A 24,091-nucleotide genomic window follows, 5' to 3' on the forward strand; every position below is an offset into this window, starting at 1 on the left:
AAACAACGGACCTGTCCATGAAGATCACCAGCATCGAAACCTTGCGGACGCAGGAGTTCTCCAACGTCCTGTGGGTGCGCGTCGGCACGGATGCCGGCATCATCGGTCTCGGCGAGACCTTTTATGGCGCCGGCGCCGTCGAGGCCCATATCCACGACACGCTCGCCCAGCGCCTCCTCGGGCGCAATCCGCTGCACATCGAGGCGCTCAACCGGGAGATGGTCAATCTACCCATGGCGCAGTCATCGACCGGCACGGAGTACCGGGCGGCCTCGGCGCTCGACATCGCCCTCTGGGACCTTTTCGGCAAGGTCTGCGGCCAGCCCGTGCATCAGATGCTCGGCGGCCTCACCCGCGACAAGCTGCGCGTCTACAACACCTGCGCCGGCTACAGATATGTCCGCTCGACGAACATCCGCCCCGTCTCCAACTGGAGCCTGGGCGACGCAGAAGGTCCCTACGAGGACCTCGACGCCTTCATGAACCGGGCTGACGTGCTTGCCGAGAGCCTTCTCGCCGAGGGCATCACGGCCATGAAGATCTGGCCCTTCGACCCGGCGGCGCAGGAGACGGGCGGCCTCGACATCAGCGCCGCGCAGATGAAGGCGGCGCTCGAGCCCTTCGAGAAGATCCGCAAGGCCGTCGGCGACAGGATGGACATCATGGTCGAGTTCCACTCGCTGTGGAACCTGCCGACCGCGCTCAAGATCGCCCGTGCGCTCGAACCCTACAAGCCGACCTGGTTTGAGGACCCGATCCGCATGAATTCGCCGCAGGCGCTCGCCGAATACGCCCGTTCGACGGACGTATGGGTCTGCGCATCCGAGACGCTCGGCTCGCGCTGGTCCTACAAGGAGTATCTCGACAGAGATGCCGCCCACGTGGTGATGGTCGACCTGTGCTGGACGGGTGGCCTGACGGAAGGGCGCAAGATCGCCGCCATGGCGGAGACCTACCATCGGCCGTTCGCGCCGCACGACTGCATCGGCCCCGTCGGCTTCGCCGCCGCCGTCCACGCCTCCTTCAGCCAGCCGAACACGCTGATCCAGGAATCGGTTCGCGCCTTCTATCGCGGCTGGTACAACGAGCTCGTCACCGCAGTGCCGCGGATCGAGAACGGCTACGTCTATCCGATGGAAGGGGAGGGGCTCGGCCTCGAGCTGCGGCCCGAGGTGTTCGAGCGGCCCGACCTGACCGTGCGCCGCAGCACGCTCTGAGGAAGATCCCGACATGTCGACACAGCTCTTCAGCCTCGCCGGCCGCACCGCGCTCGTCACCGGCTCCTCGCGCGGCCTCGGCTTCGCCATTGCACGCGGCCTGGCCGAGGCCGGCGCCGCCGTCGTCCTCAACGGCACAGAGGCCGGCCGCACCGAGCGGGCGGCGGCCGAGCTTTCAGGCGCCGGCCATTCGACGAGGGCGCTTGCCTTCGACGTGACCGACGATGCCGCGGTCGCGGCGGCCTTCGAGGCGCTCGACCGCGAAGGTGTCGCTGTCGACATCCTCGTCAACAACGCCGGCATCCAGTTCCGCAAGCCCATGGTGGAGCTCGACGTGGCGGACTGGCGGCGGGTGATCGAGACCAACCTCACCAGCGCCTTCCTGGTGGGCCGCGCGGCGGCGCGGCGCATGATCGCGCGCGGCGGGGGCGGCAAGGTCATCAACATCGGCTCGCTCACCAGCGAGGTCGCCCGCGCCACCGTGGCGCCCTACACGGCGGCGAAGGGCGGCATCAAGCTCCTGACGCGCTCGATGGCGGCGGAATGGGCCGAACACGGCATCCAGGCCAATGCCATCGGCCCCGGCTACATGCTCACCGACATGAACCAGGCGCTGATCGACAACCGCGAGTTCGACGCCTGGGTCAGGAGCCGCACGCCGGCCCGTCGCTGGGGCCGGCCGGAGGAGCTGATCGGCGCCGCCGTCTTCCTCGCCTCGCAGGCCTCGGACTACGTCAACGGCCAGATCATCTATGTCGACGGCGGCATGCTCGCCGTCCTGTGAGCCGGTGGAAAGGCAAGCTATGCGCGCCCTCGTCATCCACGCCCCGCACGACCTTCGCCTCGAATCCGTCCCGACGGCGCCGCTCGGCCCGCACGACGTTCTCGTGCGGATCGCGGCCGGCGGCATCTGCGGCTCGGACCTGCATTATTTTCACCACGGCGGCTTCGGCACCGTGCGCCTGAAGGAGCCGATGGTGCTCGGCCACGAGGTGGCCGGCACCATTGCGGCGGTCGGGGCGGCCGTGACCCGCGTCGCTCCGGGCGACAAGGTCGCCGTCAACCCGAGCGCCCCCTGCGGCCATTGCCGCTATTGCCGGATGGGCCTTCGCAACCAGTGCCTCGACATGCGCTTCTACGGCAGCGCCATGCGCTTTCCCCACGTGCAGGGCGCCTTCCGCGAGGAGATGGTGGTGCCCGAGGGGCAGGCCGTGAAGATGGCCGCGGGCGTCGACATTGCGCTCGCCGCCATGTGCGAGCCGTTCGCGGTGGCGCTGCATGCGGTGGCACAGGCCGAGGACCTCGCCGGCAAGCGGGTTCTCGTGTCCGGCTGCGGGCCGATCGGCTGCCTCGTGATCATCGCCGCACGGCGTGCCGCGGCGGGTGAGATCGTCGCGACCGACATCGCGCCGGCGGCCCTCGCCATCGCTGGCGAAGTCGGGGCGAGCCGGCTCGTCGACGTCTCCGCCGGCACGGCGGAACTCGCGGATCTTGCCGCCGACAAGGGCCAGGTCGATGTCGTCCTCGAGTGCTCCGGCAACCCGCAAGCCATTGCGGGGGCCATCGAGGTTACCCGGCCCGGCGGCACGATCGTGACCGTTGGTCTCGGCGGTGACGTTCCGCTGCCAATGAATGCGATCGTCGCCAAGGAGCTCCTGCTGCGCGGCAGCTTCCGCTTCGACAGCGAGTTCGATCTCGCCGCCAGTCTCGTCTCGGAGGGGAGCGTCGATCTCTCCCCGCTGCTCACGGCGACCTTCCCGGTCGAGGAAGCAGGCGCCGCCTTCGCCCGCGCCTCCGACCGCAGCCGCGCGATGAAGGTGCAGATCCGTTTCGGCGACGACATTTGACAATCCAGCAGAAAGTGACCGGATGAAGATCGTCTTCCACGGGGACAACGCCCGCAATTTCCGCGACGGCTTCGAGGCGATGCTGGCGGATGCCCACGATATCGTCGCGCTGTCCGATGCGCTTGCCGGGGAGGGCGAGCGCGACCATTTCCGCACGGCCGACGTCATCGTCGGCATCCGCCTCGACGCCTCCATGCCGCGGCCGGAGCGCCTGCGGCTCTATCATGCGCCGTCGGCCGGCACGGACATGATCGACCGTTCATTGCTGCCGGCCGGCGCCGCGCTGTGCAACTGCTTCGGCCACGAGCACGCGATCGCCGAATATGTGATGACCGCGCTCCTCCTGCGTCACGTGCCCATTCCGGAGGCGGACAGACAGCTGCGCCAGGGCGACTGGTCCTATTGGGCCGGGCGGCCGACGGCACTGCGCACCGAACTCGGCGGCAGCACCATCGGCCTTCTCGGCTTCGGGCACATCGGCAAGGCCATCGCAGAGCGCGCCAGGGCCTTCGGCATGCGCGTGAGCGTCGCCAACCGCAGCCCTGTTGCGGCCGGCCCGCTGGTTGACGAAGCCTACCGTCTCGACGATCTCGCCGCCTTCATGGCCTCGGCGGACGTGATCGTGGTATCGCTTCCCTTGCTGCCGGAAACCGCGGGCCTCGTCGGTCGCGCGGCCCTGGCCGCCATGCGTCCCGATGCGCTGATCATGAACGTCGGTCGCGGTCCGGTGATCGATGAGGCCGCCCTCTACGAGGCGCTGGACAGCCGCAGGATCGGTGGCGCGATCATCGACACCTGGTATCGCTACCCGACCGCGGATGAGCCCCGGCCCGCCCCGGGCCACCTGGCCTTCCAGGAGCTCGATAACGTCGTCATGACGCCTCATATGTCGGGCTGGACGACAGGCACCATCCGCCGCCGCATGCAGACGATCGCCGACAACATCCGCCGGCTGGCGCAAGGCGAACCGTTGATGAACCGCGCCTGAGCGACAGACACGCCGCGGGCGTGCCCAATTCGGCGAGATAACACTGCGAAGGAGGTCCGCCGCGCACGGGCCTCGCTGCCCGATCGCGGGGCCGACGGAAAAGAGCCGTGCATTGCGCGATCAACAGGCCGTTCGCGGCAAATATGCGCATGGCCCTCGGCAAGCTGCTTTCAAATGTGATAGGTTCACGCGTCCAATGATGGAATAGCAGCTGTTCGTCGCCGCTCAGTAACGTGGGGATTTGGCTGTCACCTGAAACTCAGAAACGAATTGGATGACGTTTTGCATATTTTGGTACGGGACAACAATGTCGACCAGGCCCTGAGGGCCCTCAAGAAGAAGATGCAGCGGGAGGGAATCTTCCGCGAGATGAAGAAGCGGAGGGCCTATGAGAAACCCTCCGAACGGCGGGCACGGGAAAAGGCCGAGGCCATCCGGCGCGGTCGCAAGCTGGCGCGCAAGCAGGCCATTCGTGAAGGGCTTATCGCAGCACCGAAGCCGAAGCCCCGCCCCGTCAGGGCCCGATAGCGGCCGAGCCGGGGCCGTGCGGCAGACAAGGCTTCTGAAGGTCGGCCCCGGCGGATCACTCGCCCAATGCGGGTGATCCGTGGCATGGGCCGCACGAATATCCGGACAGGCTTCTCATCTTCGGTTCGCCGTCGGCGCCGGTCGTCACGCGATTGACCGGGACGGCGGCCGTGCCTCGGCACCTTCGAGCGGGGCGAGGAGGGGCGCCGCAACCCGGTCGCTGACGACGATGCAATTGCGACCCTGGCTCTTCGCCCGGTAAAGCGCCGCATCCGCTGCGGCGAAGAGGCCCTGGCCGTCCTCGACATGCAGCGGCATGACGGCGACACCGATGGACGCCGTGATGTCGTCCAGCACACCGTCCTGCCAGGTCACGCTCATGCCGCGCACGGCATCGAGCAGGTTGGTCATCCGCTTCAGCGCCGTCTCGAGGTCGACCTCGGGCAGCAGGAGGAGAAACTCCTCGCCTCCGAGCCGGCCGACGATGTCGCTCTTGCGCACCTGCTTGCGCAGGATGTCGCCAAGTTCGCGCAGGACCGCGTCTCCCGCCTCGTGGCTGCAGGTGTCATTGATGCGCTTGAAATGGTCGATGTCGAGTATGGCGAGCGACAGCGGCTTGCCGCTGCGTGTGCAGCGGGCGATCTCCTGCGCCAGGGCCTCTTCGAGGAAGCGGCGGTTGTGCAGCCCGGTGAGCGGGTCCCGCAGCGCCTGGCTGCGCAGCTGCTCGCGCAGCTCGATATTGGCGATGGCGAGCGAAACCTGCTCCGACAGCATCGTCGCGAGTTGCATGGCCGCCTCGTTGCACGCTGCTTCCCCGCGCTCGCGGTAGAGCAGCCCGAGCAGGTTGTTCTGGGCGATGAGCGGCTGGCATACGAAACCGGCCGGCGGCACTTCGCAGCAGCCGGTGATATGGGCGCAGACAAGGCCCCGGCTCGCATCCGAGGTCGGGAAGGTCTGCCCGCGGCGCAGCGCCCAGCACAGATCGGGGTGAAAGGAGGCGCAGTCCGCGACGGGCTCGCCCCAGCACGCACCGCGCGTCGCAAGATCCCGCGCCGCGTTGAGGACATACAGCGCGCCAGCTTCGTCCGGGAAGAGGCGGCTCGCATAGCTCCGCACCGCGGCGAACACTTCCTCGAGCTTGTGGCAGGATTGCAAAACGCCGCTGAGCTCCGTCAGCAGCGCGATTTCCTTGGTGCGGGCCTCGGCGGCGTGCAGGGACGCGGTGAGCCGCTCGTTGGCATCCTGGAGCTTGCTGGCGTGGTCGCGCCGCTCCGCCTCGACGAGCAGCGCATCCGTCTTGTCCTGGATGACCCAGAGGATGTCGCCCCGGCCGTTGCGGCCGCCCGCCACGAGAGGCCGCCCATAGGCGTCGACGGGAAAGGTCGAGCCGTCGGCGCGCCGCATGGTGAGCTCGACACCCGCCGCCCCGGAGGCGCGGATCTTGCCGAGGGCGGCCTCGAAGGCCTCCACGTCACGTGGCGCGACGAGAAGCGTCTCGATGTCGAGTCCCGCCAGCTTCTCGGCGTCCACGTCGCACAGTTCGGCGATCCGGCGGTTGCCGCGCAGCACGCGCCTGCCGTCGGTGAAGAGAATGCCGGCGAGCGGGTTCTCGACGAGGGCGCGCTGCTCGGCGTCGAGCGTTTCGAGGCTGCCGGACAGGCGGCGCGAGCGCATCACGGTGAGCGAGAGGAGCGCCAGCAAGGCACTGATGATCGAGCCGCTGGCCAGGACGACATTGGGCGCCATCCGGTCGACTTCGTAGGTCGAGCCGGGCCGGGCGGCGAACTGGAGCATCCACACCCGCTCGCCGACGACGAGGGCACGCTCCGCCGAAATTCCGAGCGCCGAGACGGCAACGGGCGTCACGAGCCGCAGGTTGGCCTCGAGACTGTCGTACATCAGGGTCGCAACCGCCGCCGGATCCTCCGGTTCGTCGGTCATGACGCCTTCGGCGGTCGCCCGCGCGTAGCCGCGATCGATGATGCGGATGTGCATCTGCTGCAGGGTCCGCGCATCGAGCACGCCGCGCATCAGGTCGTTGACCCGGTAGACCGCCGCGACGTAGCCGCGCAGGGCCGCATGCCGCTGGGCGACCGTCTGCACCGGCTCACCGACGCGGTAGATGGGCGCGCGCAGGATGAAGCCCTGTCCGCCGGTCGTGTCCTGCACCAGCTTCACCGGCGGCGTCGCGACGATGCGCCCGCTTTCAGCCGCGCGACGCAGGGAATCGAGCTGCAACGGGTTGGCCCCGGCATCGAAGCCCACGGAATTCTCGTTGCCCTGCAGCGGCTCGACCAGCTCCACCACGTTATAGGCCTGTCGCTGCCCCTCCGGGTGAACGTGAAAGCCCGGCTGCCCGCGTGGATCGAGGCTCGTGTCCGAACGGACCTCGGCAAGGAAGGCGTCGAGGTCGGCCGGCGCGACATGGCGCAAGGCCTGCAGCGCCTGGAAGCCCGGATAGCGGCGCTCGAGATCGAGGACACCGACGTAGCGGCGGAACTGGGCGCGGTCCACACGGCCCACGGAAGCATAGAGGCCCTGCATGCTGACCAGCACTTCCCCGTGTGCGCGCAGGCGCTGTCCGATTGCATCCGTAGTGGCCGCGGCGTCGGCCGCAAAACGTTGGCGCATGTCGGCGGCCATCATGCGCTCGGTGATCGTGCGGGCCGTGAAGGTTGCAGCCAGCCCCACCACGAGTACGGCGGCGGCGACGACGCCGCTCCGATAGGTCGCAGGTATCAGATGGTCTTTTCCCACCACTCGCTTTTCCGGCCAATGTCGCAGATTACGCCACGGGATGAAGCACTATGGGCGACGAACATTGACACTTGGTTGAGCGCCGCCTCGCGGCCATGAGGCCATGCGGACGAGCATCAGGATGTCGACCCGTCGCGTCTTGGTCGCTGCTTGACATGCAGTCATTTACCTGCATATTTCATTCTCACGGACGGGTGAAGCGGATGGACGCGGACAAGGTTTTCAAGGCGCTCGGGGACCCGACACGCAGGAGGCTGCTGGACCTTCTTTGCGAAAGGAACGGGCAAACGCTCGGGCAGCTCTGCGAAAAGCTGGACATGGCCCGGCAATCCGCCACGCAGCACCTCGACATATTGGAGGCGGCCAATCTGGTGAGCACGGTCAGGCGCGGCCGGGAAAAGCTGCATTTCATCAATCCCGTGCCGCTCCACGAGGTCTACGAGCGGTGGGTCCGGAAATTCGAACGCCAGCGGCTCAGCCTGCTGCACGACCTGAAGAAAGAGCTCGAAGGAGATGAGCAATGACCACCGAGACAACCAGCTTCGTCTACGTGACCTATATTCTCTCGACACCGGAAAAGGTGTTCGAGGCCATCACGAAACCGGAGGTCGCACGGCGCTACTGGGGCCACGAGAACGTTTCCGACTGGAAGGCCGGATCGACATGGAAGCATATCCGCGCCAATGACGAGCGGACCGTCGAGCTCGTCGGCAAGGTCATGGAGGTCTCGCCGCCGTCCCGCCTCGTCATCACCTGGGCGAATGCCTCGCAGGCGGCCGATCCGGCAAGCCACAGCCGGGTCACCTTCGAGATCGAGACATACGAGAACATGGTCCGGCTGACGGTCACCCATGACGAGCTCGAGCCGGGCAGCGGCATGGACAAGGGCATCAGGCGCGGTTGGCCGGTCGTCCTCTCCAGCCTGAAATCCTTCCTCGAAACCGGGCGCGGGCTCGACGTCTTCGCCAAGCCGAAGGCGGCCTGATCACGGGTGATCTGCAGACTTTTCAGGGAGAGCCGTGATGAAGCGCTACACCGGCGGATGCGCCTGCGGGGCGATCCGCTATGAGACGGCCAGCCGGCCGATCTTCGAGAACCATTGCCAGTGCCGGGACTGCCAGAAACGGAGCGGCACTGGCCACGGCTCCTACCTGACCTTCCCCCGGCGAGCCGAGGTGACCGTCACGGGCGAGGCGAAAAGCTGGAGCGTCAAGGGCGACAGCGGGAACGAAAAGATCCACGCCTTCTGCCCGACCTGTGGAACGCCGGTCTATCTCACCTTCCCGGCCATGCCGGACCTCATCGCGGTCCACGCGGCGAGCCTGGACGACCCGGGCCAGTTCACCCCGCAGGTGGTCACCTACAGCATCCGCGGCCTTGCCTGGGACACGATCGATCCCTCGTTGCAGAGGTTCGAGCGCATGGCTCCCTGACGTGATGATGGGCGCGGGCCGGGCGGCTGGCCGTTCAGCAAGGCGTCCCCCGGCCTAGGGGCCGACGATGAGCTGGATCCAGGTGTCGAGAAAGCGGGTGCGCTTCAGAGGATCGAGAAAGACGAGAAGTTCCGGGCCGAGCGCGACGGTCTGCCGGATGCTGTCGGTGCGGCCGGGCGTGAGGGGAGGGCCGGCGCCGATACCGCCGGCCTCCAGCGCCCGGGCGCCGTCGCGGCCCACGATGAGATCGAGCGCGCGCCGGGCGCCGAAGGGGTTCGGGGCACTGTTAGGAATGGACACCGTCCAGGGCACGGAGACGGTATAGTCCTCGGGCACGACGATCTCGATCGCCGCCCCGCGCGCGATAGCGGCCTGGGCGGCCGACAGCGGCACGTTGTAGGCGAGGTCGAGCTCGCCGGCCGCCATGGCCTGCAGGAGTTCGCCGGCATGGTCGAAGATGCGCACCTGCGCGGCGCCGAAGCCGCGCGTCACCCGCCAGAAGAGCGGCGAGCGCAGTGAATCCTGGGCCGCGGCGACATAGCTGACGCTGTCGATGCCGATATTGACGAGGCCGACCCGGCCGGAGAGGCGCGTCGCCGCTCGCTCCAGCAACTGGGCGAGCGCAATGCGGCTGCGCGGCACCTCGGGGCCGGGCAGGGCATCCTTGCGCACGACGATCACTGACGGATCGGCCGCGACGGCGAACACCTCGCCGCGCCAGTGGATGGGCGGGTCGCCTCCCGCCGGCTGGGCCGTGTGCGAGATGACGTAGCCCTCGTTGGCGAGCTGCACGGCGAGGTCCGGCGACGACAGGAGCAGGAGATCGGGCGAGCTGGCGCCGGCCGCCACGGCGATCACGCCGAGGGCGGCCTCGGTGGGCAGAACGGCGCGGTAGTCCACCGTCGTGCCGGGATCGTTCGCCTCGATGGCGGCGATCAGCGGCGCCATCTGTTCGGCCGGCGCCGTGCCGAGGATGGAGAGCTTGGCCTGTGCCGCCGCCTGAAGCGGCAGGAGCGCTGCAACAAGGACGATGGGGAGCGCCAGAGCGATTGCGGTGCCGCCGCCCGGAGGGCGGGGCCGCTGGTCTGCGAGCGGCAGTCTCACCAAGGCGCACAGGCCGCCGCCCTCGCGCGGGGCGAGCGTCACGTCGCCGCCGCAAGCGCGCGCCACGGTGCGCGCGATCGGCAGCCCGAGGCCGGAGCCGGGCGTCGTCTCGTCGCCGCGCACGAAGCGCTCGAACACGCGCTCGAGCAGGTCGGCATCGAGGCCGGGGCCCCGGTCGAGCACCTTGAGCCGCGCTTCGCCGGCCTGGCAGGTGAGGGACACCTCCACCGGGCCCGCAGGGGCATGGACGAGGGCATTCTCGACGAGATTGCGGACCATCTCGCGCAATACGAACGCGTCGCCCCGCACGGGCACGGGTTCGCCATGGCAACCGGCCAGGCGAAGGCGTTGCGCCTGCAGCGGATCGATGCGGCGCACGGCCTCCTGCACCGTGGCGGCGAGGTCGACGATGGCGCGCGGCTGCGCTTCGAGCCGGTGCAGGATCGTGGCGTCGCTCAGGATCTGGCTCGCCAGCACGCTGGCGTTCACCGCATTGACGTGGATGCGGGCTAGCCGCTCGCGCACGCTTCCGTCCGGCGCCTCGTCGAGCGCTACCTCCGACTGGGCGCGGATGTTGGCGAGCGGTGTGCGCAGCTGGTGGGCGGCATCCGCGGTCACGCGCTTGAGCCCGTCGAGCGTCGAGCCGAGGCGGTCCATGAATTCGTTGAGCGCGGCGACGAGCGCACGCACCTCGCGCGGCACGGGTCCCCGGATCGGTGCGAGGTCCGACGCCGCACGGCCGCGGATGTCGGCCTCGACCACGCCGAGGGGCAGGAAGGCGCGCCGCACCGCAAGCCAGATCAGGCAGAAGGCGACGAGTGCCACGGCAAGCGTCGGGAGGAGTGCGTTGCGCGTCAGCTGGCCGGCGAGCTGCTGGCGAGCCTCCCGGGTTTCTGCGACCAGCACGTCGACCCATCCGCTGCCGCTCGTGCCGGCGTGGTAGCGCGCCACGGCGGCGATCCGGATGGGCGTGCCGCGATAGACGCTGTCGTGGAGGCGCGGTTCGGGCGTGCTGGCCTGCGGCACCTCGAGCCCGAGCGTCGGCGAGCCGGTGACGAGCCCGCCGTTCGGCGCCACCACGCGATAGAAGATGCGGTTGAGCCGCGAGGTGCCGAGGATGGCGAAAGCGGCGTAGGGAATGTCGACCGTGACGTCCCCCTCCTGGATCTCCACGGTATCGGCGATGGACAGGGCCGCGGCGGCGAGCACCCGGTCGAACGCTTCATCCGCGGCACGCACGGCGTAGACGCGGATGGCCATGAAGAGCAGGAGCCCGATGACGGCGAGCACAGCCGCCGCCCCGGCCATGACGCTGCGGCGGATCGAGCGGTCCTCAGGCAAGCGGAGCGTCCCCGTCGCCGGTGCGCAGGAAATAGCCGACGCCGCGCTGCGTCACGATCTCCGTCCCGCAGCCCTCGAGTTTGCGGCGCAGGCGCGAGACCAGCAGTTCCACGGCATTGGGCGAGCCCGTGTCGTCGTGGCCGAACAGGTGTGCCACGAGCCGCTCCTTGCTCACCGGCCGGCCAACCCGCGCCATCAGCAGTTCGAGCAGGCCGAACTCGCGCCGGCCAAGCTCCACCAGCGCGCCGCCCACCATGGCGGTGCGCGAGACGAGGTCGATGGACAAGTCGCCATAGCTGATGAGCGATTGCGCCTCGCCCATGCGGCGGCGCAGGAGCACGCGGATGCGGGCCTCGAGCTCGCGCAGGTCGAAGGGCTTGACGAGGTAGTCGTCGGCGCCGAGGTCGAGCACGCTCACCTTGTCGTCGATCTCCGCCCGGGCGGTGATGACGAGGACGGGCATGGTCGTGCCGGAGCGGCGCATCTCGCGCAGGATGGAAAAGCCGTCCCGCCCCGGCAGGTTGATGTCGAGCACCACGAGGTCCACCGGCTCGTGGGCGGCGAATTCGGCGCCCTCGTCCCCGTCGGCGGTCCAGACGACGCCATGCCCCTCACGCTGCAGCCGGGCGACGATCGCCTCGGCGAGGTCGGCAGAATCCTCGATCAGCAGAATCCGCATTTTTCATGACGGTGCGTTGACAGGCTTATGACAGCGAACCGAGCCTAGCCTATCGCCCGTCAATGACAAGCACTCGGCGTCGCCCACAAGGCGCGACCGGCGGACAAGCGAGGAAACGCACATGATTCGCAACCTATTCCTGACGCTGGGCATCACTGCCGTGGCCGCGGCATCCTTCTCTCCCGGTCCGGCCCGGGCCGACGAGTGCGCCAACCGCGGCGAGCTCGACACGCTCTATTGCGACGCCGACCGGGACCTCGTGGCCGATGCGCCGACCGATCCCGCCAAGTGGCGCGATCCGTCGGCCCTGGTCTGGGCCTACACCCCGGTCGAGGATCCTGCCGTCTACGCCAATATCTTCAAGCCGTTCACGGAGCATCTCGAGGCCTGCGTCGGCAAGCGCACCGTCTACTATCCTGCGCAGTCCAACGCCGCCCAGATCGAGGCGATGCGCTCCGGCCGGCTGCATTTCGCCGGCTTCTCGACGGGGCCGACCGGCTTCGCCGTCAACCTGGCCGGCGCCGTGCCGTTCGCCGCCAAGGGCGTCGGCGAGCAGGTGCGCGGCTATCAGCTGCTCGCCATCGTCAAGACGTCGAGCCCTTACGAGAAGCTGTCGGACCTCAAGGAAAAGCGGGTGGCGCATACGTCGCCTTCGTCCAACTCGGGCAACCTTGCCCCCCGCGTGCTGTTCCCCGAGGAGGGGCTGACGCCGGAGCAGGACTACAAGCCGCTGATGTCGGGCGGGCACGACAAGTCGGTGCTCGGCGTCGGCTCGGGCGACTACGACATGGCCGCCGTCGCCTCCGACGTCTTCGAGCGCATGGGCGTGCGCGGCACCGTCAAGTCCGAGGACTTCCGCGTCATCTACCGCAGCCCGGTGTTCCCGACGTCCTCCTTCGCCCACGCGCACGACCTGAAGCCCGAACTCGCGGCCAAGCTGCGCGAGTGCTTCTTCTCCTTCCGCTTCACGCCCGAGATGCAGAAGGAGTTCAACGGCGACGACCGCTTCCTGCCCATCACCTACAAGGACGACTGGGCCGTGGTGCGCGACGTGGCCGAGAAGTCCGGCACGCCCTACAACAAGGCTGCCTACGACGCCGAGGCCAAGCGGGAGGCCGAGGCCCTCGCCAAGCGCAAGCAGCAGAAGTAACCGCCGACAATGAGCCGATCGGCCGGGCCGAAGAGCCCGGCCGATCGCAGCCATGCATCCGCCGGCCTTCGAAAATCGCGCTGCAGACGCGTGCCGTCGGCGCGGGCAGGGCGCTCTGCGCCGTTTCACCTTTCACGACGATCGTTCCAGGGATCGCCCCATGACACATGCTGCGTCCGCCGCAACGCCCGCCGAGGGATCGGCCGGCCTTCTCGCCATCCGTCATCTGCGCAAGGAATACCGGGCCGGCCAGCCGGTGCTCAAGGACATCTCGCTCGACATCGAGGGGCGGGGCGTCACCGCCATCATCGGGCCTTCCGGCACCGGCAAGTCGACCCTCATCCGCTGCATCAACCGGCTGGTCGATCCGACCTCGGGCGAGATCTGGTTCGAAGGCCGCGACCTCGCGCGCCTGCGCGGTGATGCGCTCCGGCTCGCGCGCCGGCGCATCGGCATGGTGTTCCAGGAGTACAATCTCGTCGAGCGCCTCAGCGTCATCGAGAACGTGCTGTCGGGGCGGCTCGGCTACGTGCCTGCCTGGCGTGCCTTCCTGCGCCGGTTCCCGGCCGACGACGTGGCACGCGCCTTCGACCTCATCGATGCCGTGGGCCTCGGCGAGGACTTCGCCACGCGGCGGGCCGACCAGCTCTCCGGCGGGCAGCGCCAGCGCGTGGGCATCGCCCGCGCCATCATGCAATCGCCCGGCCTGATCCTCGCCGACGAGCCCACGTCCTCGCTGGATCCCAAGACCTCCGTCGAGATCATGGAACTGATGGCGCAGATTTCCCGCGAGCGCTCCATTCCCATCGTCATCAACATCCACAATGTCGAGCTCGCCCGCCGCTATGCGCAGCGCATCATCGGCATGTCGCGCGGCGAGGTGGTCTATGACGGCTCGCCTGACGGCCTCGGCGACAGCCACCTGAAGGAGATCTACGGCGGGGAGGACTGGCTATGAGCGCCCCGGCCGCACCGGGCCGGCTGCGCCCGCCCGCCTTTCCCGCCAACTGGCCTGCGCGCCTCGCCTGGGCCGGGCTCGTCATCTACACGATCTACGCGACGAGCGTGCTCGACGTCACGCTGGCGCGCTTCATCGCCGGGCTCGGCAATGCCGGCCACTTCCTGTCGCGGATGTTCCCGCCGAACATGGCGCCCGACAAGCTGGCGCTCATCTACACGGGCATGGTGGAGAGCCTGCAGATCGCCGTTCTGGCGACCTTTGCGGGGGTGCTCCTGTCGCTGCCGCTCGGGCTTGCCGCGGCGCGCAACCTCGCTCCGGTGGCGGTCTACGGGCCGGCGCGGGCCTTCATCGCCATCTGCCGCTCGTTCCACCCGGTGATCGTCGCCATCCTCTTCGTCAAGGCGGTCGGGTTCGGGGCACTCGCCGGCGTGCTCGCGCTCATCGTCGCCACGATGGGGTTCGTCGCCAAGCTCTTCGCCGAGGTGGTCGAGGAGATGAACCCCAAGCAGGTCGAGGCGGTGCGGGCCACCGCCGCCCCGTTCCTCAACGTGCTCATCATGGCGGTGTTCCCGCAGGTGATGGCGCGCTTCGTCGGCCTCACCGTCTACCAGTTCGATTCCAACCTGCGTAACTCCACGATGGTCGGCATCGTCGGCGGCGGGGGCATCGGCGCGCCGCTGTTCACCGCCTATCAGCGCTTCGACTACGACGTCGTCCTCACGATCCTGATCATCATCGTCGCCCTCATCATGTTGTGCGAACTGGTGTCGGGCCGGGTGCGGAGGATCTTCCAGTGAATGCCCTGTCCCCCGTCACCCAGGCGGCGAAGCCGCCGCGCGTCTGGCACCGCTTCACGCCGGCCGAGCGCATCGGGCGCTCGATGGTCTACATCCTGAGCGCCATTGCCGTCGTCTGGTCGCTGCGCACCATCGAGGTCATCCCCGAGTTCCTCTACGATGCTCCGGAGCAGACGGCCGACCTTTTCCGGCGCATGTGGCCGTTCGACTGGGCCTTCTATCCCGAGCAGGTGCACGACGCGCTCATCGAGACCTTCCACATCGCCACCCTCGGCACCTTGCTCGCGCTCGTGCTCGCGCTGCCGCTCGCCTTCCTCGCGGCGCGCAACTTCACCAGGAACCCGGCCCTCAACTGGTTGGCGCAGTTCATCTTCGTGTCCTCGCGCTCGGTCAATTCCCTGATCTGGGCACTGCTCTTCGTCGCCATCTTCGGGCCCGGGGCGCTGGCCGGTGTCATGTCGATCGCCTTCCGCTCCATCGGCTTCATCGGCAAGCTCTTCAGCGAGGCGCTCGAGGAGGCGCAGAAGGGGCCGGTCGAGGCCCTGACGGCCACCGGGGCTCCGCGCGCGATGATCCTCGTCAAGGGCTACTGGCCGCAGGTGGAGCCCGCTTTCTGGTCCGTCGCGCTGCTGCGCTGGGACATCAACATCCGTGAATCGGCGGTGCTCGGCCTCGTGGGTGCGGGCGGCATCGGCGTCGCGCTCGATGCCTCGCTCAACAACCTCTACTGGGACCAGGTGGGCCTCATCCTCGCCGTGATCTTCAGTGTCGTCGTGGTCACCGAGATCGTGACGTCGTGGCTGCGGGCGCGGCTGATCTGAGCCATCGGGGAGGGGGCAGGGCTTGCTCTGCCCCGCCCGTCTGCAGAGGGCGCCAATCCTCCAGTTGCAGCCGCATGAGAAATGCGGCCGGCCCTATTTTCGCAGTATCTTCTCCATCGCCTTCCCCTTGGCGAGTTCGTCTATCAGCTTGTCGAGATAGCGAATTTCCCGCATGGTCGGTTCCTGGATGTCTTCCACGCGGACGCCGCAGATCACGCCCGTGATCAGGTCGCGCGAGGGGTTCATCCGAGGCGCACGTCCAAAAAAGTCCTCGAAGGACGTGTTCTTCGCCAACTGGTCGTCCAGCGCCTCCTGGCTGTATCCCGTCAGCCAACGAATGATCTCGTCGACCTCCGCCTTCGTGCGCCCCTTCTTTTCCGCCTTCGCGACATAGAGCGGATAGACGCTCGCCACGCTGACGGAATAGATGCGATGTTTCGTCATGCGTTCTCCCTGGCTCTGCGCAGATCAGCCGATCGAAGGTAGCCGGAATGAAGCTGCCACATCCAGCGGGGGCGTTCATGAACGGCCGAGGCCGGCCGGGATGCCGGAAAGGGACATCCTCCTGGAAGGGCGAGGTCTCGTCGGATGGTCGACGAGACCTGGACGCTGCGGTGAGGGTGCTCGCGCTCGGTGCCGTCACGGCCACCGCGACACGGCTGCTAACGCACGCCTGAAAATCGCATAAGGAAGATTATGGAACTTGCGACGAGTTGGCTACAGCCGTTTCCGATGGCGTGATCGCGCAATGCTGCGGCCCTGTTGAGCTGACGAGCACGCCTCAGCTAAGGGCCTCGGCGCCGATCGCGGCCGTGGTGGCGGCGCGGACGCAGAGCGAGCCAGAAGTCCCAGGCCACCATGAGCAGCACGACGGCGAAGACGATGATGAGGTCCGGTTCCGGCACGCGCAGCACGATGATGGCGAGGAAGGCGGCGAAGGCCGCGAAAGCGACGATGCCGAACAGCCTATCCATGACGCTCACCCCCTTGTGTCGCCGCGGCGATATGGGCGGCGAGCCACCGTGCGGTCCTCAGCAGGCGCCCGTCATAGCCCCGCCGTCCGACGAGCTGGACGCCCACAGGCAGCCCGTGCGGCCCTTGGAGCAGCGGCAGGCTTACGCTTGGAAGTCCGCACAGGGTCCACAGCACCGAAAATGCCGGGCTGCCGGTGGAGCCCAGGCCGTGCGGCGCCTCGCCGGGCGTGGCCGGCGTGACAATGGCATCGTAGCGCTCGAAGATGCGATCGAGGCCCACACCGAGCACCTCGCGCCAGTCGAGCGCCGAAAGGTAATCGACCGCCGTCACCGCGCGGCCTTCCGCGAGGGTCGCCTGCATGGTCTCGCTGAGCGCATCCCAGCCGCTCTCGCCATAGCGGCGCAGGTTGCGCGCCATGCCCGCCGTGACGAGCCGGCGGTGGGCGGTGGCCGCCTCGTGGAAGATGTCCGGCAGCTCGACCGTGGCGACCGCTTCGCCCAGCACCTCCTGCAATTCGGCAAAGGCGGCCTTGGTCTCGGCGGCTGCCTCGTCCCAGGCCGGCCCGCGCACGAAGGCGAGGTCGGGCCGCACCGGCGGGCGCGACGAGGCGATCGAGAAGAGCTGCGGCGCGGCTTCCACGCGCGTGTCGGGATCGGCCGGGTCGTGCCCGGCCATGGCGTCGACGAGGAGCGCCACGTCCTCGACGGTGCGGGCGAAGCCGCCCACCGTGTCGAGCGGAGCGGCAAGCTGCAGCACCCCTGCCCTCGAGACGAGCCCGTGGGTCGGCTTGAAGCCGACGATGCCGCAGAAGGAAGCCGGCCGGATCACCGAGCCGGCCGTCTGCGTGCCGACGGCGAGCGGCACCATGCCGGCCGCGACGGCTGCCGCCGAGCCGGAGGACGAGCCGCCCGGCGTGCGCTCCGGATCATGCGGATTGCGCGTGCGCGCCGGGTGGAGGAAGGCGAGTTCGGTTGCCGCCGTCTTGCCCACCACGAGGGCTCCGGCGGCCTTCAGACGCGCGACGAGCGTCGCATCCCTGTCCGGGCGCCGGCCGGCGTCGAGCACCGTGCCGTTTTCCGTCGGCATGTCGGCGGTGTCGATCACGTCCTTGATCGCCACCGGCACGCCGTGCAGAGGGCCGAGCGGCCGGCCGGAAGCGCGGTGCCCGTCGAGGCGTCGGGCCTCGGCGCGCACGCGGGCCGCATCGACGAAGGCGAAGGCGCCGATCGCCTCGTCCTCCGCCGCGATGCGCGCCAGCACGGCCTCCGCCACCGTTGCCACCGTCACCTCGCCGCCCGCGACGCGCTCGCGCGTCTCGACGGCCGTCCATCCGGCAGGATCGCTTGCTGCCGTCGTCTTCTCAGCGGCCATAGACGAGCCTCGGCAGATAGAGGGCGATGTCGGGGAAGATATAGAGCACGATCATCGCCACGAAGACCAGCATGAGGTACGGCAAGCAGCCCTTGAAGATCTGCACCAGATGCACGTGCGCCGGCGCGATCCCCTTCAGGTAATAGGCCGACATCGCCATCGGCGGTGTCAGGAAGGAGGTCTGCAGGTTGAGCGCGACGAGGATGCCGAAGAACAGCGGGTCGACGCCGAAATGCGGCAGCAGCGGCAGGAAGATCGGCACGAAGATGATGATGATCTCCGACCATTCCAGCGGCCAGCCGAGCAGGAAGATGATGATCTGGGCGAGGATCAGGAAGGTCAGCGGCGAAATGTCGAGGCTTGTGACGAATTCGGTGATGACCCGCTCGCCGCCGAGATAGGAGAACACGGAGGAGAAGGTCCACGAACCGACGAAGAGCCAGCACACCATCGCCGTGGTGCGCACCGTCAGGTAGACGGATTCGCGCAGGCGCTGCCACGTCAGCGCCCTGTAGGCGACGGCGAGCGCGAGGCCGCCGAGCGCTCCGACCGCCGCCGCTTCCGACGGCGTCGCGAGCCCGAAGAGAATGGCCCCGAGCACGGAAAGGATGAGCAGGGCGAGCGGCAGGAAGGATGTGGCGAGCAGGAAGAGAAGACGGCCGGTCGAAATCTGCTCGACCTCGCTCTCATCCGGCTTCGGCGCGAGTTGCGGCTGCAGCCAGGCCCGGCCGATGACGTAGATGAGATAGAGCCCCGCCAGCAGAAGACCCGGCAGCAGCGCCCCCGCATAGAGCTGCACGATGGAGACGCCGGACGAGGCCGCATAGACGATCAACATGATCGAGGGCGGAATGAGGATGCCGAGCGTGCCGCCGGCGCAGATGACGCCCGAGGCGAAGCTGATGTCGTAACGCGCCCTGAGCAGGGCCGGAAAGGCGAGCAGGCCCATCAGCGTGACGACTGCTCCAACGATGCCGGTGGCGGTCGCGAACAGCGTGCAGGTGACGAGCGCCGCCACCGCCATGGCACCGGGCACGCGCCGCGTCGCGAGCGCGAGCGTGTGGAACAGCCGCTCGACGATGTTCGCCCGCTCGACGATATAGCCCATGAACAGGAACAGCGGCACGGCGGTGAGCACGTCGTTGGCCATGACCGAATAGGTCTGGTTGACGAAAAGGTCGAAGATCCGGTTGTTGAAGAAGCCGGAGACCCAGGTCTCCACCAGCGTCCAGCTGTCGGCGCCGCTGTCGAGCGCACGATAATAGGGGCGCCACATGCGCCCCGCGTCGTAATAGGCGTAGTAGCCGAAGCCGACGCCCATCGCCATGAGCGTGAAGGCAATGGGAAAGCCGAGCAGGATGATGAAGATGAACGCCCCGAGCATCAGGAGCGCGATATGCGGGTCGCTCATCGCGGTGCTCCCGTCGGGCGGTTGTCGTCGTCGCGGTCAGGCACGTCTATCGCCTCGGAGCCGTGCAGCAGCACCTCCCGCTCGTGCTCCTCGATCAGCCTTTTCTCCGTTTCCTCGACGTCATCCCTGGCGCGGACCCACTCCCCCGTCCTCATGCAGATGATGCAGCGCATGACCTGGGCGATGCCCTGGATGAGGAGCAGCACGCCGGCGGCGACGATGACGGTCTTGAACTGGAAGATCGGGATGCCGGCCGGGCTGTTGACGCTGACCTCCCCGAAGCGCCAGGAGCGCTCGGCATATTTCCACCCGGCGAAGATGAGCGCCAGGATGCCGGGAAAGAAGAAGAGGAAGTAGAGGACGAATTCGATCTTGGCCTGGGTGCGCGGCTGCCACAGCCGGTAGAGGAAGTCGCCACGCACGTGGCCGTCGCGCGACAGCGTGTAGGCGCCGCCCATCATGAACAGCGTGCCGTACATGATGTAGGAAACGTCGAACGACCAGCTCGTCGGCGCGTTCAGCACATAGCGGACGAAGACCTCGTAGCCGGTGCCGAAGGTCATCACCATGATGGCCCAGGCAAAGGCCTTGCCCACCCATGCGGACAGGCGGTCGGCGAGCGAGATGAAGCGATCCATGGAACCCCGGCCGTGCGAGAAAGGGAAACGGGCGGCCCGCGAAGGGGTCGCCCGGGATCTCTCAAGCCGGGCTCAGAGCTTCAGCTTGCCGGGGAAGTAGTGCTCATAGGCCAGCGCATAATCGGGCGCGTTCATGAGCTCGTAGAACACCACCCGCTCGACGAACTGCCGCTGGCTTTCCATGACGCGGCGCATGTAGTCGTCCTGCTCCAGCGTCGGGATGATCTTGTCCCAGGCCGCCAGCTGCGCATCGAGCACATCCTGCGGCGTACGCAGCACGTTGACGCCGCCATCCTGCAGCTTGCGCAGATCGCTGGAATAATTGTCGAGAGCCGACGCGTAGTTCGACGTGCTGGCGGCTTCGACGCCGTATTCCAGGATGGCTTTCAGGTCGTCGTCGAGATCGTCGAAGAAGTCCTTGTTGAACAGGAACTCGAAGGACTCGCTCGCCTGGTGATAGGACGACAGCATGTAGTTCTTGGCCACGTCCTGGGCGCCGAAGCGCAGGTCGGACGAGGGATTGTTGAACTCGAAGGCGTCGATGACGCCGCGCTCCATGGCCGGCACGATCTCGCCGCCCGGCAGCTGCGCCACGCTCATGCCCATCTGCTGCAGGAGGTCGGCGGCGAGGCCGACGGTGCGGTATTTGAGGCCCCTGACGTCGGCCGCCTTCTCGACCGGCCGCTTGAACCAGCCGAAGGGCTGGGCCGGCATGGGAAAGCCGTAGAAGCCGTAGACGTTGAGCTTGAGGATCTCCTGCGTCAGCTCGGCATACAGCTCCTTGCCGCCGCCGACGTGGAACCACGCCAGCATCGTCGCGGCGCTGCCGCCCCACACTGGCCCCGTGCCGAAGAGCGAGGCGGCCTTGTGCTTGCCGTACCAGTAGACGGGCACCGTATGGGCTGCGTCGAGGACGCCGTCGTTGACGGCATCGAGCACCTGGAAGGCACCGACGACGGCGCCCGCCGGCAGGAGGTCGATCTTGAGCCGGCCTCCCGACATCTTCTGCACGCGGTCGACATATTCCCTGGCGAAATCCATCCAGATATCGGACGCCGGCCAGGACGTCTGCATCTTGATGACGACCGGTGTCTGGGCGCTGACCACGGCCGGAGCCGCAACCGCACCGGCGGCTGCTCCGGCGGCGACCATGCCGCCCTTGAGAAAGCTTCTCCGGGTCTGCTTGGCGTGTTCACGCGTTGCCATGTCCGTACTCCTCCCTGAGCCGGCTCCCGCAACCTTCTTCTTGTTGTTCGCACCGGCTTCCGACGGCCTACGAGGTTGAGGCGACAAAGAAGGTTCCCGCATTTCGCGTGTAGGCGCAACCGCTTTCGGCAGTATTGGTTCCCTCCCCGACAGTCTCCGCAGGCCGAGGCAACCTTCTCGCACTGCACAACTTTCTTCGCCTTTCGCTATCGCACGCGTTCAGGCCCGCCCCCCTCGCCTCGCGTTCCATTTTTTCCCCCGCGTTGAAAGTCCATCTCATTGCGGCGCGGTGCCGGGGGGCTAGACTTGGCCTAAAGCTCGGCCACGCGGCGGCGCATGCCGATGAATGAGATTCTGGAGGTAGCAATGGGCGGTTCTGGCCTGACGGCGAACGGATATATCGCATGCGGCAAGCTCAAGGTCGCGGCACCGCTTCACGCCTTCATCGCCAAGGAAGCGTTGCCGGGCACGGGCCTCGAGCCTGCCGTCTTCTGGCAGCGTTTCGAGGCGATCATCACCACCTTCGCACCGCAAAACCGGACGCTGCTGGAGAAGCGCGACGCACTGCAGGCGCGGATCGACGAGTGGCACCGCAGCCGTGCCGGTTCGCCGCACGATGCGGCGGCCTATGAGCAATTCCTGAAGGAAATCGGCTACATCGTTGATGATGTGGGTGATTTTTCCGTGGGGACGGCGAACGCGGATCCGGAGATTGCACAGCTCGCCGGACCGCAGCTCGTCGTGCCGGTGATGAACGCGCGCTATGCGCTCAATGCCGCCAATGCCCGCTGGGGCAGCCTCTACGACGCTCTCTACGGCACCGATGCCCTCGACGGCGTAAAGCCGCCGCAGGGCCCTTATGATCCGGCCCGTGGCGCCGAGGTCATCGCCTTCGGCCGGCGCGTGCTCGACCAGCACGTGCCGCTGGCTTCCGGCTCGCATGCCGAGGCTCGGCGCTATGCCATCGACGGCGCTGCGCTTACGGTGCAGCTTGCGGACGGCAGCGTCACGGGCCTCGCAGATGCAGCACAATTCGTCGGCTTCGCGGGCGGCCGCGACGCGCCGGAGGCGCTCGTCTTCGCAAAGCACGGCCTTCACATTGTCGTGCATTTCGACCGCGGCCATCCCATCGGCGGCACCGACGAGGCCGGCATCAGCGACATCGAGCTCGAGGCGGCCCTGTCGACCATCATGGACTGCGAGGATTCCATCGCAGCCGTCGATGCGGAGGACAAGGTCGCCGTCTACCGCAACTGGCTCGGCCTGATGCGCGGCGATCTCGTCGAGACCTTTGTGAAGGGCGGCCGCACGGTGACGCGCCGCCTGGCGGAAGATCGCCGCTACGAGCGGCCCGGCGGCGGCGAGCTGCGCCTCAAGGGGCAGAGCCTCATGCTCGTACGCAACGTCGGTCACCTCATGACGACCGACGCCGTGCTGGACGAGAACGGCGGCGAGATCCCCGAGGGCATCCTCGACGGCATGGTGACCGCCGCCATCGCCCTGCACGACATCGGCCCCTCCGGCCGCCGGGCGAACTCGACGACGGGCCAGATGTACATCGTCAAGCCCAAGATGCACGGGCCCGAGGAGGTCGCCTTCGCCGATGCGCTTTTCGCGGCCATCGAGGATGCCCTGGGCCTAGCCCGCAACACGCTCAAGATGGGCGTGATGGACGAGGAGCGCCGCACCAGCGTCAACCTCAAGGCCTCGATCCGTGCCGCCAGGGACCGCATCTGCTTCATCAACACGGGCTTCCTCGACCGCACGGGCGACGAGATCCACACCTCGATGGAGGCGGGCCCGATGATCCGCAAGGCGGACATGAAGGCCTCCGCCTGGATCAAGGCCTATGAGGACGGCAACGTCGACACCGGCCTCGCCGCCGGCCTCGACGGCCGCGGGCAGATCGGCAAGGGCATGTGGGCCATGCCCGACCTGATGCATGCCATGCTCGAGCAGAAGCTCGGCCATCCGCTCGCCGGCGCGACCACCGCCTGGGTGCCCTCGCCCACTGCCGCGACCCTGCACGCCCTCCACTACCTGGCGGTCGATGTCGCGGCCCGGCAGGCGGAGATCCGCAAGCGCGCGCCGGCCCGGCGGGCGGATCTCATCACGCTGCCGCTGGCCGACCGCGTGAACTGGTCGCCGGACGAGATCGCGGAGGAGGTCGACACGAATGTCCAGAGCCTCCTCGGTTATGTGGTGCGCTGGGTGGACCAGGGCGTCGGCTGCTCCAAGGTGCCGGACATCCACGACGTCGGCCTGATGGAGGACCGCGCCACGCTGCGCATCTCGGCGCAGCATCTCGCCAACTGGCTGCGCCACGGCATCGTCTCGCAGGATCAGGTGATGGAGGCGCTGAAGCGGCTCGCGGCGGTGGTCGACCGGCAGAACGCCGGCGACCCGACCTATCGTCCGATGGCGCCCGATTTCGAGGCTTCCCTCGCTTTCCAGGCGGCGTGCGCCCTCGTCTTCGAGGGCACGCGCCAGCCGAACGGCTATACCGAGCCCCTGCTCCACCGCTTCCGCCGTCTGCGCAAGGAGAAGGACCGGGCCTGACCTGTCCCTCACCCGCCCTGCTCCGCCCGGGCTGCCGAGCGGATGCGGCCGGAACCGCATGGCGGTCCGCGGCGTTGCTTCCCATATGACCAGTGAGGTCGTGTGGCACTACGCCGAAACCGAAGGAGCCGGGCATGGGTGATCCGCGCAAGACCCGCAACGAGCAGGAGCGCGACAAGGCTGAGAAGAAGCAGCATCAGGACGAGCTGCTGGACGAGGCGCTGGAGGAATCCTTCCCCGCCAGCGATCCGCCGTCACAGACCCAGCCCACGCCGAAGCACAAAAAAGAAAATAAAGACAGATAGTTG

The 24,091-nt window shown here is 67.8% G+C and carries 23 protein-coding genes; 14 read left to right on the forward strand and 9 right to left on the reverse strand.

Features of this window, described 5'->3' with window-relative positions:
• The first annotated feature begins 17 nt into the window (after positions 1-17).
• From AL346_RS18365 to rpsU, 5 genes are all read left to right on the forward strand, one after another.
• On the forward strand, positions 18-1,217 hold the full coding sequence (locus AL346_RS18365; RefSeq protein ID WP_019404798.1) for a mandelate racemase/muconate lactonizing enzyme family protein: 1,200 nt from the start codon (positions 18-20) through the stop codon (positions 1,215-1,217).
• A 13-nt stretch (positions 1,218-1,230) separates the two neighbouring features.
• The gene (locus AL346_RS18370; protein WP_019404797.1) at positions 1,231-2,001 is read left to right on the forward strand and encodes an SDR family oxidoreductase; all 771 of its coding nucleotides are present in this window, start codon (positions 1,231-1,233) and stop codon (positions 1,999-2,001) included.
• Between the two features lie 19 nt (positions 2,002-2,020).
• Positions 2,021-3,064, forward strand: coding sequence for an L-idonate 5-dehydrogenase (locus AL346_RS18375; RefSeq protein WP_019404796.1), 1,044 nt, complete (start codon positions 2,021-2,023; stop codon positions 3,062-3,064).
• 22 nt (positions 3,065-3,086) lie between these two features.
• Positions 3,087-4,052, forward strand: a complete 966-nt coding sequence (locus AL346_RS18380) for a 2-hydroxyacid dehydrogenase (RefSeq protein WP_019404795.1) — start codon at positions 3,087-3,089, stop codon at positions 4,050-4,052.
• A gap of 282 nt (positions 4,053-4,334) precedes the next feature.
• Complete coding sequence (gene rpsU, locus AL346_RS18385) at positions 4,335-4,580, forward strand: 30S ribosomal protein S21 (RefSeq protein ID WP_040405659.1); 246 nt, start codon at positions 4,335-4,337, stop codon at positions 4,578-4,580.
• Positions 4,581-4,724: 144 nt separating this feature from the next.
• Here rpsU and AL346_RS18390 read toward each other — a convergent pair whose 3' ends face one another.
• Entirely contained in the window at positions 4,725-7,340 is a 2,616-nt protein-coding gene (locus tag AL346_RS18390) for a diguanylate cyclase (protein ID WP_019404793.1), read from the reverse strand.
• A gap of 200 nt (positions 7,341-7,540) precedes the next feature.
• On the opposite strand from AL346_RS18390, the gene AL346_RS18395 reads away from it, so the two are divergent.
• The 3 genes from AL346_RS18395 to AL346_RS18405 are packed head-to-tail and all read left to right on the forward strand — an operon-like array spanning position 7,541 to position 8,770.
• Entirely contained in the window at positions 7,541-7,861 is a 321-nt protein-coding gene (locus AL346_RS18395; protein WP_019404792.1) for a helix-turn-helix transcriptional regulator, read from the forward strand.
• Positions 7,858-8,322 (forward strand): SRPBCC family protein, encoded by a 465-nt coding sequence (locus AL346_RS18400; RefSeq protein WP_019404791.1) that lies wholly within the window; start codon positions 7,858-7,860, stop codon positions 8,320-8,322. The genes AL346_RS18395 and AL346_RS18400 overlap by 4 nt, the downstream gene beginning before the upstream one ends.
• Before the next feature lie 37 nt (positions 8,323-8,359).
• Entirely contained in the window at positions 8,360-8,770 is a 411-nt protein-coding gene (locus AL346_RS18405) for a GFA family protein (RefSeq protein ID WP_019404790.1), read from the forward strand.
• 54 nt (positions 8,771-8,824) lie between these two features.
• Here the strand turns inward: AL346_RS18405 and AL346_RS18410 are convergent, their stop codons facing one another.
• Both AL346_RS18410 and AL346_RS18415 read right to left on the reverse strand, forming a co-directional pair.
• Positions 8,825-11,215 carry a sensor histidine kinase N-terminal domain-containing protein gene (locus tag AL346_RS18410; RefSeq protein WP_026015595.1) on the reverse strand — a complete coding sequence of 797 codons (2,391 nt, stop codon included), beginning with the start codon at positions 11,213-11,215 and terminating at the stop codon, positions 8,825-8,827.
• The gene (locus AL346_RS18415) at positions 11,208-11,894 is read right to left on the reverse strand and encodes a response regulator transcription factor (protein ID WP_019404788.1); all 687 of its coding nucleotides are present in this window, start codon (positions 11,892-11,894) and stop codon (positions 11,208-11,210) included. Before AL346_RS18415 ends, AL346_RS18410 begins: the two co-directional genes overlap by 8 nt.
• A gap of 121 nt (positions 11,895-12,015) precedes the next feature.
• Between AL346_RS18415 and phnD the strand changes: the two genes are divergently transcribed.
• The 4 genes from phnD (at position 12,016) to phnE (AL346_RS18435) (ending at position 15,623) form a co-directional block, all read left to right on the forward strand.
• Positions 12,016-13,044 (forward strand): phosphate/phosphite/phosphonate ABC transporter substrate-binding protein, encoded by a 1,029-nt coding sequence (gene phnD, locus AL346_RS18420; RefSeq protein ID WP_019404787.1) that lies wholly within the window; start codon positions 12,016-12,018, stop codon positions 13,042-13,044.
• A gap of 160 nt (positions 13,045-13,204) precedes the next feature.
• Positions 13,205-14,002 carry a phosphonate ABC transporter ATP-binding protein gene (phnC, locus tag AL346_RS18425; protein ID WP_019404786.1) on the forward strand — a complete coding sequence of 266 codons (798 nt, stop codon included), beginning with the start codon at positions 13,205-13,207 and terminating at the stop codon, positions 14,000-14,002.
• Positions 13,999-14,802, forward strand: a complete 804-nt coding sequence (phnE, locus tag AL346_RS18430) for a phosphonate ABC transporter, permease protein PhnE (RefSeq protein WP_019404785.1) — start codon at positions 13,999-14,001, stop codon at positions 14,800-14,802. The genes phnC and phnE (AL346_RS18430) overlap by 4 nt, the downstream gene beginning before the upstream one ends.
• On the forward strand, positions 14,799-15,623 hold the full coding sequence (gene phnE / locus AL346_RS18435; protein WP_019404784.1) for a phosphonate ABC transporter, permease protein PhnE: 825 nt from the start codon (positions 14,799-14,801) through the stop codon (positions 15,621-15,623). Before phnE (AL346_RS18430) ends, phnE (AL346_RS18435) begins: the two co-directional genes overlap by 4 nt.
• A 93-nt stretch (positions 15,624-15,716) precedes the next feature.
• Here the strand turns inward: phnE (AL346_RS18435) and AL346_RS18440 are convergent, their stop codons facing one another.
• From AL346_RS18440 to AL346_RS18465, 6 genes are all read right to left on the reverse strand, one after another.
• Positions 15,717-16,067: a DUF2200 domain-containing protein gene (locus tag AL346_RS18440; RefSeq protein ID WP_019404783.1), complete on the reverse strand. Its 351-nt coding sequence runs from the start codon at positions 16,065-16,067 to the stop codon at positions 15,717-15,719.
• A 341-nt stretch (positions 16,068-16,408) separates the two neighbouring features.
• Positions 16,409-16,597, reverse strand: coding sequence for a hypothetical protein (locus tag AL346_RS18445; protein WP_019404782.1), 189 nt, complete (start codon positions 16,595-16,597; stop codon positions 16,409-16,411).
• The gene (locus AL346_RS18450; RefSeq protein ID WP_019404781.1) at positions 16,590-17,969 is read right to left on the reverse strand and encodes an amidase; all 1,380 of its coding nucleotides are present in this window, start codon (positions 17,967-17,969) and stop codon (positions 16,590-16,592) included. The genes AL346_RS18445 and AL346_RS18450 overlap by 8 nt, the downstream gene beginning before the upstream one ends.
• Positions 17,959-19,380 carry a TRAP transporter large permease subunit gene (locus AL346_RS18455; protein ID WP_019404780.1) on the reverse strand — a complete coding sequence of 474 codons (1,422 nt, stop codon included), beginning with the start codon at positions 19,378-19,380 and terminating at the stop codon, positions 17,959-17,961. Before AL346_RS18455 ends, AL346_RS18450 begins: the two co-directional genes overlap by 11 nt.
• Positions 19,377-20,018, reverse strand: coding sequence for a TRAP transporter small permease subunit (locus tag AL346_RS18460; protein ID WP_019404779.1), 642 nt, complete (start codon positions 20,016-20,018; stop codon positions 19,377-19,379). Before AL346_RS18460 ends, AL346_RS18455 begins: the two co-directional genes overlap by 4 nt.
• A gap of 72 nt (positions 20,019-20,090) precedes the next feature.
• Positions 20,091-21,170 carry a TRAP transporter substrate-binding protein gene (locus AL346_RS18465; RefSeq protein ID WP_050996779.1) on the reverse strand — a complete coding sequence of 360 codons (1,080 nt, stop codon included), beginning with the start codon at positions 21,168-21,170 and terminating at the stop codon, positions 20,091-20,093.
• Positions 21,171-21,590: 420 nt separating this feature from the next.
• Here AL346_RS18465 and AL346_RS18470 point away from each other — a divergent pair, with 420 nt between their 5' ends.
• Together AL346_RS18470 and AL346_RS25435 are read left to right on the forward strand one after the other, a co-directional pair.
• Positions 21,591-23,783, forward strand: a complete 2,193-nt coding sequence (locus AL346_RS18470) for a malate synthase G (protein WP_019404777.1) — start codon at positions 21,591-21,593, stop codon at positions 23,781-23,783.
• 134 nt (positions 23,784-23,917) lie between these two features.
• Positions 23,918-24,088, forward strand: a complete 171-nt coding sequence (locus AL346_RS25435) for a hypothetical protein (protein WP_019404776.1) — start codon at positions 23,918-23,920, stop codon at positions 24,086-24,088.
• Positions 24,089-24,091 lie beyond the last annotated feature (3 nt).

It is taken from the genome of Chelatococcus sp. CO-6 (genome assembly GCF_001271345.1).
GTDB lineage: Bacteria > Pseudomonadota > Alphaproteobacteria > Rhizobiales > Beijerinckiaceae > Chelatococcus_A > Chelatococcus_A caeni.